The organism is Nocardia noduli (assembly GCF_019038455.1).
In the GTDB taxonomy this organism is placed as follows: domain Bacteria; phylum Actinomycetota; class Actinomycetes; order Mycobacteriales; family Mycobacteriaceae; genus Nocardia; species Nocardia noduli.
Genome location: NZ_JAFMPL010000001.1, coordinates 382441 through 395527, shown reverse-complemented (window position 1 = coordinate 395527; position 13087 = coordinate 382441). Strand labels below are relative to the sequence as shown.

The following is a 13087-nucleotide window of genomic DNA, read 5'->3' as shown; positions in this document are numbered from 1 at the left end:
CTGTCCGATCACCCCGCCCACGTCCCGATCCGGAGCCGAGGACACCCTCGAACCACCGACGTGACTCGACCGGTGTTCGGCGAGGTCTTGCTCGGTAATCCGGCCGTGCGGGCCGGTGCCGGTGACCTCGGCGAGGTCGATGCCGAGTTCACGGGCAAGTCTGCGCACATTCGGTTTGGCGAGCGATCCGTTCGACGACGCCGTCGACGGCACTGTCGGCGACGGTGTCTGCGACAGCTCTCCCGACGGGGACGATGCCGATAGCGACGACTCGGACAGCGACGGGACGGATGGCGACGGTACGGGCGGCGACGGGACGGACCGCGGTGCCTCGGAGTCGGTGTGCGCGATGGTCAGCAGCGGCGCCCCCACCGGAACCGTCTCCCCCTCTTGGGCTTCGAGCGCGCCCACGACGCCGTCACACGGCGCGGGCACCTCGACGATCGCTTTGACGGTTTCGATTTCGAGCAAGGTCTGGTTGGTGTGCACCGGATCTCCCGGTGCGACCTTCCATTCGAGCACGACGGCATCGGCGATTCCCTCGCCGACATCGGCCAGTGCGACGACAGTGGTGGTCATCGGGTAACCCCTACCAGTTGAGCGACCGGGTGATCGCGTCGACGACGCGGGCCGGATCGGGGAGGAATTCGTTCTCCAGGCGTGCGGGCGGATACGGCAGGTTGTACGCGCCGACTCGCAGGACCGGGGCCTCGAGGGAATAGAAGCATTCCTCGGAGACGCGGGCGGCGATCTCGCCGCCGAGACCGCCCGCGGTGTGGGCCTCGTGGACGATGACGACGCGGCCGGTCTTGCGCGCCGAATCGAACAGCGGGGCATAGTCGATCGGCGCGAGTGACCGCAGATCGATCACCTCGCACCGGGTTCCGGCGGCGTCGAGTTCCTCGGCGGCCGCCAGCGCGACGGCGAGCGCGCCACCGTAGGCGATGATCGTGACCGCCTCGCCCGTACGCACCACCGTGGGGGCGAAGCGATCGCCGCCGCGGTCGCCGATCGTGCCTTTGCGCCAGTACAGCCGTTTCGGTTCGAAGAACACCACCGGATCCTGGGAGGCGATCGCTTCCTGGATCATCCAGTACGCGTCGTCGGGCGTCGCGCAGCTGACCACGCGCAGTCCGGCGGTGTGGGCGAAATACGCCTCGTTGGATTCGCTGTGGTGTTCGACCGCGCCGATGCCGCCACCCGCCGGTATCCGGATGACGACGGGTGCGTGGAGCCGACCGAGTGTGCGTGCTCGCAATTTCGCGACCTGCGAGACGATCTGGTTGAACGCCGGGTAGACGAATCCGTCGAACTGGATCTCGCAGACGGGCCGGTAGCCGCGTAGCGACAGACCGATGGCGGTGCCGATGATCCCGGATTCGGCGAGGGTGGTGTCGATGATCCTGTCGCTGCCGAACCGCCGTTGCAGACCTTCGGTGACTCGGAAGACGCCGCCGAGCGTGCCGACGTCCTGTCCCATCACCATGACCTTCGGGTCGTGTTCGAGCGCGCGCGCCAATCCTCGGTTGATGGCTTGTGACAGCGTGACTTCGGCGCCGATGTCGGACGCGGCGATGTCGGCGCTCACGACACCGCCACCGGGTGCTGTCGCAGGGACTCCGTTCGTTCGCGCAGCACGTCCGGGTCGGCGTCAGCGAGGACGTGATCGAAGTAGGTCGCCAGACTCGGCTCCGGCAGTGCCAGGCATTCCTCGCGGGTGCGGGCCGCCGCTTCCCGTGCGTCGGCCGCCGCGGTGGCGAAGAATGTCTCGTCGGCCCAGTCACGCTGGCGCAGTAGGGCTTCCACCCGGTCGATTGGATCCCGGCTCGCCTGCTCGGAGACCTCGCTGTCGGGTCGGTAGCGGGTCGGGTCGTCGGCGGTACTGTGTCCCGCGCGCCGGTAGGTGAGCGCTTCGACGAGCGCGGGTCCGCCGCCGGAGCGGATATGGCGTAGCGCGCGTTCGGTCACCGCGCGTACGGCGAAGACGTCGTTGCCGTCCACCGCCGCCGACCACAGCCCGTACGCCTGTGCTCGCACGTGGACCGGGGAGGCGAACTGCTTGTCGTTCGGTGTGGAGATCGCCCACGCGTTGTTCTGGCAGAAGAACAGCACCGGGGCCGCGTTGACCGCGGCGATGTTGAACGCCTCCGCCGCGTCGCCCTCGCTGCTGGCGCCGTCACCGAAGTAGGCCAGGACAACGTCGCCGGAGTGGTCGCGCTGGACGCCCATCGCGTATCCGGTGGCGTGCAGCAGCTGCGCGGCGAGCACCAGCGTGTAGATGTGGAAGTTGTGGTCGGCCGGATTCCAGCCGCTGTGTGCCACCCCGCGCCATTGGGCCAGGATCTGCCCGGGGCTCAGGCCGCGAGCCAGTGCCGCCGCGTGCTCGCGGTAGCTCGGGAAGACGTAGTCGCTCGCACGCAGCGCGCTGATCGAGCCGATCTGCGCGGCTTCCTGTCCGAGGCTGCGCAACCACAGCCCCAGTTCGCCGCGGCGCTGGAGGAAGGTGGCCTCGTCGTCGACGGCGCGTGCCAGCGTCATCGCGCGGTAGTAGTCGCGCGCCGCGTCCCGGTCGATCGGATGGTCGCCGTCGTCGGCGACCACGGTGCCGTCCGGCGCCACCAGTTGGAACGGTTGTCTCGAAATCGTTGTCACTGTCGCTCCCGTTCGCGCCGCCACCGGTCAGAAGTTGCCCAGTCCACCGCAGACATTGATCGCCTGGGCCGTGATCGATGCCGCGGGCTCGGACGCCAGATAGCCCACCAGCCCGGCGACCTCGGTCGGCGTCGAGTAGCGCCCGAGCGGGATGGTGGCGTTGAACTTGTCGAGCACCTGCTCCTCGGAGGTGCCCCACAATTGCGCGTATCCGGTCCGAACCCGTTCCGCCATCGGGGTTTCCACGTATCCGGGGCACACGGCGTTCACGGTGATACCCGTCTGCGCGAGTTCCTTGCCGAGTGCCTTGGTGAACCCGACGACGCCGTGTTTGGAGGCGCTGTAGGGCGCCGCGAGCAGGACGCCCTGTTTGCCCGCCGTCGACGCGATATTGATGATGCGCCCCCAGCCCTTACCCTCGAGGCCGCCCGCCGCGAGAACATGGCGGGTCAGGCGGAAGACGCTGTTGAGGTTGGTCTCGATGATGTCGTCCCACAGTTCGTTGGTGATCTGTGAGGTCTGTCCGCCACCGTTGCGCCCCGCGTTGTTCACCAGGATCTCGATATCGCCGAAAGCCGCTGTGGCAGTGGCGACCAGCGCCTCCAACTGCTCGTCGGAGCGCACATCGGCGACGGCTCCGTCCACGTCGTGTCCCTCTTCGCGCAAGCGCTCGACCGTTTCCTTCACCGCGTCCGCGGTGCGGGCCGCGATGAAGGTCCGGTGTCCCTGCCGCGCGAGTGCGGTCGCGATGGCGAGTCCGATACCGCTCGTCGCTCCCGTGACCAATGCCGTCCGAGGTGTTTCGGGCATCACGCGCTCCTGCTCGTCGTTGGATCTACCGTCGACAACGACTCTCGCTCGAGCCGGTACAGGCACGCTCCAGTCGGACTCGCGGACCGCTGGACGGTCTAATCGAACCGAGTTCTGTTGGCCAGGGCCCATTCTCGGAATGTCCGGGCGGGACGGCCGAGCAGCGCGCTCACCGTGTCGTGCACGGTGGGTGTGATGGTGAGATAGCGTCGCTGCACCGGGATGTAGTTCTTCACGAATTCCGGCGGCTGGGTGCGCGACAGGATTTCGCGGGCCTCGTCCTCGCTCAGCCGGACGAATTCGATCTCGCGGCCGAGAACCTCGCCGAGAATGCGCACCTGGTCGGCGACCGTCACGACCTCCGGACCGGTCAGCGTGTAGGTCTTGTCCCGATGATCCTCGACGGGACTGTCGAAGACCAGGGCGGCCACGGCCGCGAGATCCGCCGGATCGAGCAGTGGCGCGGCCAGTTCGGGGAACAGCGCCTGGACGCGGTTGTGCGCGCGAATGGTCGGTGTCCAGCGCAGGGCGTTGGAGGCAAGCCCGCCGGGGCGCAGGATGGTCGCGGGGATCTTAGATTCGGCGATATGTTGTTCGGCCAGAACATGTTTGCGGTAGATCGGATTGTCGAATCCGTCGAATTCGGTGTTGACCACCGCTTTCGAGGACAGGAGTACCACGCGCCGCAATCCGCCGTGTGCCGCGGCCGCTTCGAGGAAGGCCGCCGCGCCGTCGTCGACGGTGAGCAGGAAGATTTCGTCGATATCGGTGAGGGCCGCGTCGAGCGAACCCGCGTCGGTGAGGTCACCGGTGACGGTCTCGGCGCGCGGATCGAGGCTGTCGCCGAGGGTGGTGTGCACCAGTACGCGCACGGTGTGCCCGCTGTCGAGCAGTGTCGAGGGGAGGTGCCGAGCGGCATTACCGGTGGCACCGGTGACGAGAATTCGTGACATAGGGTTGTTGCCTATCGTCGATCGTGGGACTGATACGCGAGGTCGAGGGAGATGCCGCCCGCCACCGTCGGCGTCTCGTAGAGGTATTCCGAACCGCGCAGCATCGCGTCGCGCAGGCGGCGGATCTTCAGCGAGGGTTCGAGGCCGAGTTCGTCGCGCACCCGGGTTTGCAGTTCCCGGTAGCGATCCAACGCGTCGGCCTGTCGGCCCGACCGGTACAGGGCGAGCATGAGTTGGGCGAATATATTCTCATTGAGCGAATATCGCGCCGACAGGCTCGACAGCTCGCCGATCAATTGATGGTGACGGCCCAATCGGAGTTCGGCCTCGATGCGCTGTTCGATCGCGCCGAGCCTGCGTTCCTCGAGACCGCGCACATAGGTCTGGAGGGCGACCCCGGTCTGGATGTCGACCACGGCGTCACCGCGCCAGATGTCGGCGGAGGAATTGAGCAGGCGTACGGCCTTGAGATCGTCGCCCGCCGCGGCGGCCTTCTCCCCCGCCCGCACCAGACCATCGAAGCGGAACGCGTCGACCGCCTGCGGTTCCACGCGCAGCATATAGCCGTAGTCCTTGGTGATCAGGATGCTGCGCGCCGCTTCCAGCGAGCCGATTCCGGGCAGATCGCTCAAGGATTTGCGGATCTGGAGTACGTAGGTTTGCAGGGTGGAGGCGGCCGTGGACGGCGGTCCGTCGCCCCATAGTTCCTCGACGCAGATTCCGGTGGTGACCACGCTGTTGGCGTTGAGAATGAAAAGCGCCAGGAGTTGTTTGGGTTTCGGCGCGCTCGGCAATACCGAACGACCGTGGAAACCGACGAACAAGGGACCGAGAACACTGTATTCGACAGACACGACTTACTTACCTTCGCGATTTCGGCGGCAGCGGAACCGCATCACGCGAAGAGCGTCACCGTCGGGAGACGGCGCGGTGATCGAGCGATGGTCGGCTCCTGCGGGGCGCGGAATCCAGCACGTACACGACGGCGGCCCCCGGGCTACGTCGTGCGCGTCACTCCGCGACATCGACCGGAACCGAGCGTGCCCCGGTAGCGAACGGGAGCGGCCGTGGACATATCGCGCGTTGTCGTCATCGCGGCCCTCCCTTCCGATCCCACTTCGAATGGTAAGTCTCATTCCGGGTCCTCACAACGCGAGCCGCGCGGGCACCGCACGCTCTAGGCCGCCGACCGGGGCACCTGTCCACCATGGAAGGCGATCATGTCCGCGAAGGATCCGAGCACATCGATCGGCTGCCCCAGCGTCGGATCCGATTCCAGTTCCAGCAGGGCGCGGTGCAGATTCGACACCAGCCGCTCGGCCTCGCCCAGGGACCCGAATTCCGTTGTCGCGCTTGCCCGTGCGATCTCGAGCGCCGAAAGTCCGGCGGCGGCGCCGTCGGCCGCCGAGCGCTGCACCCAGCGCAGGTAGCGGATGTTCTCCTCGATGACGTCCGGACCGGAAACGGGGCCGTGGCCGGGCACGATGGTGACCGGGCCCAGTGCGGCGGCGGCCTCGAGCGCGCGGATCGTCCCGGCGACCGAACCCATCAGCGTGTACGGCGCGACTCCGGCCATGACGATATCGCCGCCGAACAGCACCCGCTGCTCTGGAAGCCAGACCAGCAGGTCGCCGGTGGTGTGGGCGGGGCCGGGGTGGATCAACTCGACGCGGATATGGCCGACGTGCAGGACCGCGCCGTCGTCGACGGTCAGATCCGGTAGCCGCACCTCGATATCGCCCCAGTCCACCTCCGACCACAGTGTGGTCATCCCCAGGCCCGCCCGCTCGGCGTCGATCCTGGTGTTGGTGTGCGCGACGATCAGCGACCGGTCGAACACCACGTTGCCGAACGAATGGTCGCCGTGGAAATGAGTGTTGACCAGCCAGGTCGGCTGCGCGCCGCCGAGCAGCGCGCCGACGGTCGTCGCGAGCAACGTGCTGCGGTACTCGGTGGCCGCCGTGTCCACCAGCACGCTGTGGCGCGCCGAGCGGATCAGGCCCGCGTTGTTCACACACCAGCCGCCATCGGGCTGGATGTAGGCGAACACATCGGGAGCCACCTCCTCCAGCACCGGATCGACGATATGGGCGGGCGCGTGCGTGGGACTCATGTCAACAGCTTGACCGCGGACGGTCCAGCCACGGTCCACGATCGATCCAGCCCTGAGCCGTCGAATCAGTCCCAGCGCGACGACCTGCCGCCGGGAACCACCAGGTGCTCGCGCAGGAACGCGAAGGCCACGGCGAAATTGCGGCGAATGATGTCGAAATCGGTCGTGGAGGAGAATTCGGGAATGGCGTAGAGGCCACGCGCGTAGGCCCACAGGTGCGGGTAGCCGTCCGGGTAGAGGAAATTGGTCTCGAAGATCCCCGGATAGGCGCATTCGAAACGGACCAGCGAAACATACAGTCGCACATCGGATTCGGTCAGCACGTCGCCGTTGAGATAGCGGCGATCGGCGAGCCGGTCGTTCAGCCGCCCCAGCGCGCGCAGCGAATCGGTGATCAGATCCCGATGATTGTCCTCACGCGCCTCGTGGCCGAGGATATGGATGACGCTGTGGACATTGTCGTAGAGCCATTCGTTGATCTCGTCGATCTCCGCGCGCAGGTCGGCCGGATACAGATCGATATCCTTGGTCGCCAATTCGTCGAAGTGGATCGCGAGGTCGCGGCTGATCGCGTCCGCGTCGTTGCTCACGATCACCCGGTTGCGGGTATCCCACAGTGTGGGCACACCGGCCCGGTGTCCCGGCTCCATGGCCTCCCAGACCGCCCGCAGCGCGGCGGGGTCGTCATCGGAATAGCTGATGTCCACGGCGCCTTCGAGACCTCTGAGTTTCCTGGTGATGGCCGCACGGTTGGACCACGAACAGCCCCAGCTGACGAACAGCCGGTAGCGTCCGGACTCGGCGGGGAAGGATTCGGTGCCGAGCCTGCCCTGGAAGCGGGCGGGTGGACGGACGATCGAGCCGTCGGGCCGTCGGAGCACTCCGGCGGCCGAATCCGGCATGTCACAGCTGGCCGCCGGTGCGGCGTCCTGCTCACGGAAGACGTTGGTCGGCATCGGTTCTACTCCTTCTCATCGGAGATCGTCACGGGCGCCGGAGTGGCGGCGACGAGCTCTCGGGTGTATTCGTGGCGGGGATCCGACAGCAGTGTCGCGGTCGTGCCCGATTCCACGACCAGGCCGTCGCGCAGGACGACCAGCCGATCGGTGAGATCGGCGGCGGCGCTCAGATCGTGGGTGATGAAGACGATGGCGAGGCCGAGTTCGGTCCGTAGTTCGTCGAGCAGGTCGATGACGCGGCGTTTCGCCGAATTGTCGAGCGCGGAAACGGCTTCGTCGCAGATCAGCACCTCGGGATCGGTGGCGAGGGCCCTGGCGATCGCCACTCGCTGGCACTGTCCGCCCGACAGCTGTTCCGGGGTGTTGCCGAGAACCGATTCGGGCAGCCGGACCCGTTCTGCGAGTTCGGCGACGCGTCGCCTCCGCGCGGCGCGATCACCGATCCCGAAGGCGCGCAACGGTTCTTCGATGGCCCGCCGCGCCGAGTAGCGCGGGTCGACCGAGGAGTACGGGTTCTGCGCGATCACCTGCACCGCGCGCCGGAACCGGCGACGCTCGGCCCGGTCCAGCCCTCGCACGTCCTCGCCCCGGAAACGCACTACACCGCCGTCGGGTACTTCCAGCCCGGCCATCAGCCGACCGACGGTACTCTTTCCCGCTCCCGAGCCACCGACCAGTCCCACCGTCGCCCCGCGCACCAGATCCACCGAGACCTCGCGAACCCCGGTGGGCCCGTGCACGCCGGGATAGAGCCTGCGCACCGACTCCAGCCGGAGCAGATCCACGCCGACGGCGGCCGGTTTCCGCACTACCGCAACCTTTTTCACGATGCTCGTCGGCTCGATGCGCTCCTGCGCCCCTCCGGGTTCGCGGTGGACCGAGTTCTGGTCGACCACCTCCGTCGACGCGGGCGACGGGAAGCGCACCCGTGCGGGGGCGATCGGCGCGATGGTTCGGATATCGCCGCGTGCCACGATCGTGCCGCCGTCGAGCAGTACCCCGCGGTGGGCACGCTGCGCGGCCAGCGCGAGGTCGTGGGTCACCATCAGCACGCCGACACGTTCGCGCTCGGCCAGTCCGGAAATCCAGTCCATCACCCTGGCCTGAGCGAGGGTGTCCAACGCCGCGGAGGGTTCGTCGGCGATGAGCAGCGCGGGCCGGGCCGCCAGGGCCACCGCGATGAGGACACGCTGCGCCATCCCGCCGGACAGTTCGTGCGGGTAACGGCGCACGATGGCCGAAGGATCCTCGAACCCGACCTTGTCGAGCAGTTCCGCGACGCGCGCACGCCGTTGCTCCCTGGACAGCGAGCGCGCCTCGGCCACCCCTTCGAGGATCTGCGGTCCCACCCGCAGTACCGGGTCCAGCGCGACGGCGCAGTCCTGCGGGATGAGCCCGACCCGGCTGCCGCGTACGGCACGCATCTGCCGGCGGTCACCGGGGTCGACGCGGGTCCGCCCGAAGGCGAGTTCGCTGGTCTCGACCGTGGCTCCGCGCGGCAGCAGTCCGAGCACGGCGTTGACGATGCTGGATTTGCCCGATCCGGATTCTCCGAGCAGGGCGACGATCTCGCCGGGCGCGACCGAGAGGTCGATATCGCGCACCGCCGCAACGCTGTTCGCGTATCGCACGGTGAGTCCGCGTACCCGCAGTGCCGGTGCTGGCTCGTCCTCGTGGTCCGCGCGTCGGATCTCGTCGCGGGAGTCGCGTACCGGTGCGCTGTGGGCGATCATATGCCCGCCTCCTCGGGCTGAAGGTACGACGAGAGCATGTTCACCGCGACGACCACTATCGCGATCACCACGCCCGGCGCGATACTGAGCCACCATTCGGTGGAGACCGAACCGCGTCCGGCGGCGATCAACGCGCCCCATTCCGGCGACGGCGGCGCCGCGCCGAATCCGAGGAACGACAGGGCCGATATCCCGAGTACGGCGGCGGCGAATTCCAGTGCGGCCAGGGCCGCCACCGGCCTGGTGGCGTTCGGCAGCACGTGCAGCAGCAGCACCGCGGCGTGTCCGCGTCCCGACACCCGCGCGGCGGTCACATACGGCCGGGAGCCGATGCGCAGCACTTCGGCACGCATCAACCTCGCGACGCTGCCGATACTCACGATTCCCACGGCGAGCGCCACATTGACGGTGCCGAATCCGAAGGTCGTGATCAGGCTCATCGCGAGCAGGAACGACGGCACCGAGAGCAGCACGTCGACCACCCTGGTGATCACCTCCTCGACCGGACCGCGGAAATACCCCGCGAGCAGTCCGAGCAGTCCACCGGCGAACAGCGCGATCACCACCGCCAGCAGGGCCGCGGGAACCGACGCCGCCGTGCCGTGCACGACCCGGGCGAACAGGTCGCGGCCGAGACTGTCGGTGCCGAACCAGTGCGCGGCGCTCGGCGGCCGATAGGTCGCCTCGGGGTCGACCGTGTACGGGTCCCGGCGCGCGAAGACGCCGGGGGCCAGCACCCAGCCCGCGACGACCAGCAGCACACCGACGGCGACGATCATCCCCGCGCGGCCCGCTCTGTCAGGTGAGCGCATAGTCGCCTCGCATCGTCGCTCGTGACCGGATCGCGCCGCCGCTCGCGCGGATGCGCGGGTCGAGATACTGGTAGAGCAGATCGATCACCAGGTTCACGGTCACGATGAGCGCCGATCCGAGCACCGTCACCGCCAACACGACGGGGGTGTCCTTGTCGACGATCGCGTCGGCGATGAGTTTGCCCATGCCGTGCCGGGAGAAGACAGTCTCGACGACCACCGATCCCGAGACGAGGCTGCCGATCAACATTCCGGTCATGGTCAGCGCGGGCAGTCCCGCGTTGCGGAGCAGGTGACCGAACATGATCCTGCCCTCGCCGATTCCCTTGGCGCGCAACGTCCGTACGAAGGGCTGTCGCGACGTCGCTTCCAGGCTGCGGCCGAGGATCTGCCCGACCACGGCGGCGACCGGCACGGCCAAGGTCACCGCGGGTAGGACCACGGCGCCGGGACCACGTCCTCCGATTCCGGGAAGCAGCCGCCATTCGAAGGCGACGAAATGGATCAGCAACAGCCCGATCAGGAAGGTCGGTATCGAAATGCCGACGACCGGAGCGGTTCTCAGGAACCCGCCGATCCAGCGCTGTCGCACGAGTGTCGCGAGGACAGCGAGCAGCACCCCGACGGGCAGTCCGATGGCCAGCGCGACGCCCGCCAATTCCAGGGTGGCGGGCAGCGCTTCGGCGACGACGGTCCCGACGTTCTCGTTGGACCTGATCGAGAACCCGGGGTCGCCGTGCAGCAGGCCGAACGCGTAGTCCCGGTACTGCGCGAACACCGACTCGTCGAGCCCGAGGTCGGCGCGCAGCGCCCGCACCTGTTCCGGGTCGAGCACGACGTTGTCGGCGCCGCTGCGGCTGAGCTGGATCTGGACCGGGTCGCCCGGCACGACCCGCAGCACGATGAAGGCGAGGGTGAAGGCGATCCAGATCGTCACGGCCGCGTGCGCGACACGCGACAAGACGAATCGGCCCATCACGGAGCCCATCTCGTGTCGTGGAACGTCCCGTCGACCGAGTACCCGTTCAGACGGGAATCGGCGGCGACGAGCGATCCCGGCTCGTAGAGCGGAACGGCCAGCCCCCGTTGCAGGATCGTGCGCTGGATCTGCCCGACGGTCGCGCCGCGCTTATCGGGTTCGGCCTGCGCGGACTGCTGATCGAGCGCGGTGTTGAGCGGATCGTCGGCCGCGATGCGGGCCCGGTTCTTGCCCGCCGCGGCGAAGACCGTGCGCAGCACATCGGGATCGCCCCGGTTCTGATTGAACACGAGCAGGTCGTAGTCACCGGCGTCCTGGGTCGGTGAGAGTTCGGCGACGGGCAGCCCGCGCAATCGCAGTTCGATACCGCTCTGGGCCCACTGCTGTTGCAGCAGTTCCAGCAGCGGACCGTTGACCTGGTCCACCGACGGATAGGTCACGGCGAGGCTGAGCCGCTGACCGTTCCTGACCCGGACCCCATCCGGGCCGGGCCGCCACCCCGCGCTGTCGAGCAGGCTTGCGGCCCGGTTCCGGTCGAAGGCGAGTTCGTTGCCCAGTTCCAGATAACCCGGAGTGTTGGCGGCGAGAATACTGGTCGCGGGCGGGGCCCCGCCCGCGAGCGCCGTGCCGACCAACTGCCGTCGATCGGTCGCCGCGATGAGTGCGCGGCGAACCGTGTCGTCGGTCAGGGGACCCCGCGTGGTGTTCGGGGTGATGGTGTAGACGATTCCCGGTGACTGGATGCGCGTGGTCGTGTACCGGTCCCCGGCGAGGCCGTCGATCTGGCGTTGGGAGATGCCGGTGGCCGCGTCGACCGTTCCGGAGGACAGAGCGTCGAACTGTACGCCCGGTTCCTTGACCAGCTGGAAATCGATCCGCGCAAGCGCGGCCGCCCCCGGCTGCCAGGGGGCGGCGCCCCAACGGTAGTCCTCACGCCGCACCAGCGAGACCCGCTCTTTGGCCTGGATCGACTGCAAAGTGAAAGGTCCCGTGCCCGCGAACTTTCCGGCGCAGCGCTCCTGCGGTCCGAGACTCCACGCGGCCGCCGATATCGGCGCGAGCGCGGTGGTCGAGGTCGCCTGGACGAAGGAACTCTTCGGGGTGGAGAACCGCACGGACACAGTGTCGGGACTCTTCACCACCGATTCCACATAACCGGCGAGCAGGCTGTTCGCCGTCGCCGCCTGCGCGCCGAGTCCGACGATCCCGTCCCAGGTGGTCTTGACCGCCGCGGCGTCGAAAGGTGTTCCGTCACTGAATGTCACGTCGGTGCGCAGCACGAAGGTGAATTCGGTCGCGGTGTCGTTACCGGACCAGGAGCGGGCCAGCCAGGGATGCAGCGATCCGTCGGCGGGATTCTGGTAGACCAGCGAGTCGACCAGGGGGCGAACGAACGGACTCGCGTTCGCGGTGAGATTCTGCGCGGGATCGATGCAGTCGGCGGTATTGGCCGTCGCGATGGTGAGCGTGTCCTTGCCCGACGCGGAATCCGTCCCCGCACAACCCGCGGCGAGGGTGCACAGCAGTGTCGCGGCGAGCATCGCTCGCGCGGCTTCGGTGGATCTCATCGGCGCGCGGACCGCCGGATCGCGGGATCGAGATCGTCGCGGATCACCTGGCGGTCGGCCACCGACAGGGTGCCGTCGGCATTGCGGCGCAGTTCGTCCTCGACCAGGACGCTCGGCAGGAAACGCACCGCCCCTTCGCGATCCACGAGCGAGGTCAACGCGTAGTAGCTGACGAGCACGACGTCCTCGGAAGGACCGGGTTCGACCACGAACTGGTCGAACCAGTGCCGATGGGTCGCCTCGGCGTGCGCGGACGCGGTCGCCCTCGTGGCCTCTGCGATGGCCTCGCGGCCTCGCAGCGCGTCCTGGCGCGAGGCGTGCCGCAGCACTCCGTCCTCGGTGAACGTCGCCGCGAAACCCTCCGCGTCGACATCGTCGAGCAATCGGGCCTGCCCGGCCAGGAAACTCTGCACCTGCACATAGGTCTGGACGTCTCGCCCGAGGATGCTCGGGTCATTGGTGATGGTCACTGTGGTCCTCCATGAGATGTGTTCGGCTGCCGCCGGTT

13 protein-coding genes are annotated in these 13087 nt (G+C 68.0%); all 13 read right to left on the bottom strand.

The features are described 5' to 3' along the window. The coding region (locus tag JZ792_RS02005; RefSeq protein WP_216906060.1) for a biotin/lipoyl-containing protein at positions 1-579 on the bottom strand (579 nt) is incomplete at its 3' end. Positions 580-589: 10 nt separating this feature from the next. Beyond that, positions 590-1543: an alpha-ketoacid dehydrogenase subunit beta gene (locus JZ792_RS02000; protein WP_216906207.1), complete on the bottom strand. Its 954-nt coding sequence runs from the start codon at positions 1541-1543 to the stop codon at positions 590-592. Positions 1544-1584: 41 nt separating this feature from the next. Next, the gene (locus JZ792_RS01995; protein ID WP_308165106.1) at positions 1585-2652 is read right to left on the bottom strand and encodes a thiamine pyrophosphate-dependent enzyme; all 1068 of its coding nucleotides are present in this window, start codon (positions 2650-2652) and stop codon (positions 1585-1587) included. A gap of 27 nt (positions 2653-2679) precedes the next feature. Further along, positions 2680-3462, bottom strand: coding sequence for an SDR family NAD(P)-dependent oxidoreductase (locus JZ792_RS01990; RefSeq protein ID WP_216906058.1), 783 nt, complete (start codon positions 3460-3462; stop codon positions 2680-2682). Positions 3463-3560: 98 nt separating this feature from the next. Next, a complete protein-coding gene (locus JZ792_RS01985; RefSeq protein WP_216906056.1) occupies positions 3561-4415 on the bottom strand; it encodes an NAD(P)H-binding protein in 855 nt (284 codons plus the stop codon). 11 nt (positions 4416-4426) lie between these two features. Beyond that, positions 4427-5269 (bottom strand): AfsR/SARP family transcriptional regulator, encoded by an 843-nt coding sequence (locus tag JZ792_RS01980; protein WP_216906054.1) that lies wholly within the window; start codon positions 5267-5269, stop codon positions 4427-4429. Between the two features lie 323 nt (positions 5270-5592). Continuing rightward, a complete protein-coding gene (locus JZ792_RS01975) occupies positions 5593-6528 on the bottom strand; it encodes an MBL fold metallo-hydrolase (protein ID WP_216906052.1) in 936 nt (311 codons plus the stop codon). Positions 6529-6593: 65 nt separating this feature from the next. After that, positions 6594-7484: a glutathione S-transferase C-terminal domain-containing protein gene (locus JZ792_RS01970; RefSeq protein WP_216906050.1), complete on the bottom strand. Its 891-nt coding sequence runs from the start codon at positions 7482-7484 to the stop codon at positions 6594-6596. A 5-nt stretch (positions 7485-7489) separates the two neighbouring features. Next, the gene (locus JZ792_RS01965) at positions 7490-9220 is read right to left on the bottom strand and encodes an ABC transporter ATP-binding protein (protein ID WP_216906048.1); all 1731 of its coding nucleotides are present in this window, start codon (positions 9218-9220) and stop codon (positions 7490-7492) included. Then, positions 9217-10032 (bottom strand): ABC transporter permease, encoded by an 816-nt coding sequence (locus JZ792_RS01960; protein ID WP_254189097.1) that lies wholly within the window; start codon positions 10030-10032, stop codon positions 9217-9219. The genes JZ792_RS01965 and JZ792_RS01960 overlap by 4 nt, the downstream gene beginning before the upstream one ends. Next, complete coding sequence (locus JZ792_RS01955; protein WP_216906046.1) at positions 10019-11020, bottom strand: ABC transporter permease; 1002 nt, start codon at positions 11018-11020, stop codon at positions 10019-10021. The genes JZ792_RS01960 and JZ792_RS01955 overlap by 14 nt, the downstream gene beginning before the upstream one ends. Then, positions 11008-12579, bottom strand: a complete 1572-nt coding sequence (locus tag JZ792_RS01950; protein WP_216906044.1) for an ABC transporter substrate-binding protein — start codon at positions 12577-12579, stop codon at positions 11008-11010. Before JZ792_RS01950 ends, JZ792_RS01955 begins: the two co-directional genes overlap by 13 nt. Further along, the gene (locus JZ792_RS01945) at positions 12576-13049 is read right to left on the bottom strand and encodes a nuclear transport factor 2 family protein (protein ID WP_216906042.1); all 474 of its coding nucleotides are present in this window, start codon (positions 13047-13049) and stop codon (positions 12576-12578) included. The genes JZ792_RS01950 and JZ792_RS01945 overlap by 4 nt, the downstream gene beginning before the upstream one ends. Positions 13050-13087 lie beyond the last annotated feature (38 nt).